The 1,599-nt window shown below is 72.8% G+C and carries 2 protein-coding genes; both read right to left on the bottom strand.

Translation table 11 applies throughout. The features are described 5' to 3' along the window. Window positions 1-61 precede the first annotated feature (61 nt). On the bottom strand, window positions 62-994 hold the full coding sequence (gene fmt, locus G6030_RS10770) for a methionyl-tRNA formyltransferase (protein WP_061228653.1): 933 nt from the start codon (window positions 992-994) through the stop codon (window positions 62-64). Window positions 995-997: 3 nt separating this feature from the next. Further along, entirely contained in the window at window positions 998-1,552 is a 555-nt protein-coding gene (def, locus tag G6030_RS10775; protein ID WP_182643119.1) for a peptide deformylase, read from the bottom strand. Window positions 1,553-1,599: the final 47 nt, after the last annotated feature.

The following is a 1,599-nucleotide window of genomic DNA, read 5'->3' on the forward strand; positions in this document are numbered from 1 at the left end:
GCGCCACGGCCCCGTTCGCTGCCGCCGTTTCCGGCGCCGCGACCCCGTCCGCCGTCGGCGCTCACTCGAAGGCCGCCTCGGCGTCGAGGCGCGCACCGCGGACCCAGTTGAGTGCGTCCATCATCCTCTTGCCCGGGGGTTGGATGGTCTCGAGCACCATGGGAGCGGAGGCCGTGCCCACGTGCACGGCCTTCTTGTCCCACGCGATACGGCCGGGCTCGAGGTCGGGGGCGGTCTCCTCGGCCGGGCGGGCCGAGCCGATCTTCACCCGCTCGCCGCCGAGTGTCGTCCACGCACCGGGCGCCGGGGTGACCGACCGGATGTGTCGATCGACCGCCAGGGCGGGGTCGGACCACCGCACCCGCGCGTCGTCGACGGTGAGCTTCCCCGCGTGGGAGACGCCATCGGTCGGTTGCGGTACCGGGCGCAACTCCCCCGCCTCGAGGCCGTCGAGCGTCGCGACCAGCAGACCGGCCCCGGACTCGGACAGTCGCCCGAGCAGGTCGCCGGCGGTGTCGCGTGGCCGGATCGTCTCGGTCATCGTCCCCAGCACGGGGCCGGTGTCCATCCCCTCGTCGAGCCGGAACGTCGTGGCGCCGGTGACCTCGTCACCGGCCGCGATGGCGGCGTTGACGGGGGCGGCCCCCCGCCACGCGGGCAGGAGGGAGAAGTGCAGGTTGATCCAACCGTGCGCCGGGATGTCCAGAACGGGCCGTGGGACGAGGTGTCCGTAGGCGACCACGGGGACGGCGTCGGGCGCCAGTTCACGCAGCCGCTCGGCGAACCCGGAATCGCGGGCGTTGGGCGGGGTGAGGACCTCGATCCCCGCCGCGTCGGCGGCGGCCGCGACGGGACTGCGGGACAGCCCGCGGCCACGTCCGGTGCGCGCGTCGGGTCGGGAGACCACGGCCACCACCTCGTGGCGGTCGCTGTCGAGGAGAGCCCGCAGGGACGGGACGGCGACGTCGGGGGTGCCGGCGAAGACGAGGCGCATCGGTCACCTCACCGCCATGGCGTCGGAGAGCTGGTCGTAGACGACCCTGGCGCTGACGGCGGCGCTGCCGAACCACGCTGACGACCGGATCTCCGCCATGGCGGCGCGGCGACGTTCCGGGGTGAGCCGCTGGAGGAACAGCACCCCGTCGAGGTGGTCGATCTCATGCTGGACAGCGCGGGCGAGGATGCCCTCCGCCTCGAAGCTGACCGGGTCACCCTTCATGTCGAACCCGCGTGCGCGGAGCCGGGCGAACCGCTCCGTGGGCATCGACACACCCGGGATGGACAGACAGCCCTCGTTGACCTCGGTGGTCTCGTCCCCGATGGCTTCCCATTCCGGGTTGACCAGGTGGCCCCGACGTCCTCCACAGGTGTAGACGAACACGCGGGTGGACAGGCCGATCTGCGGGGCCGCGAGACCGGCGCCCTCCTCGTGCGCGACCGTGTCCATGAGGTCCGTCACCGTCCGCGCCAGCCGGTCGTCGAAGGAGGTGACGGGATCAGCGGCGGTCCTCAGGACGGGATCGCCGAAGAGCCGGACGGGGTGGACGGGCATGCGTATCGGGTCTCCTCGGGGCGACGGTGATGAACAGCCATTCTAGG

It is taken from the genome of Dietzia sp. E1 (assembly GCF_014145015.1).
Classification (GTDB): Bacteria; Actinomycetota; Actinomycetes; order Mycobacteriales; family Mycobacteriaceae; genus Dietzia; species Dietzia cinnamea_A.

Bases quoted from the DNA above. Each gene is read 5' to 3' on its own strand.
- fmt (WP_061228653.1), bottom strand. From the start codon at position 994: ATGCGCCTCGTCTTCGCCGGCACCCCCGACGTCGCCGTCCCGTCCCTG.
- def (WP_182643119.1), bottom strand. From the start codon at position 1,552: ATGCCCGTCCACCCCGTCCGGCTCTTCGGCGATCCCGTCCTGAGGACC.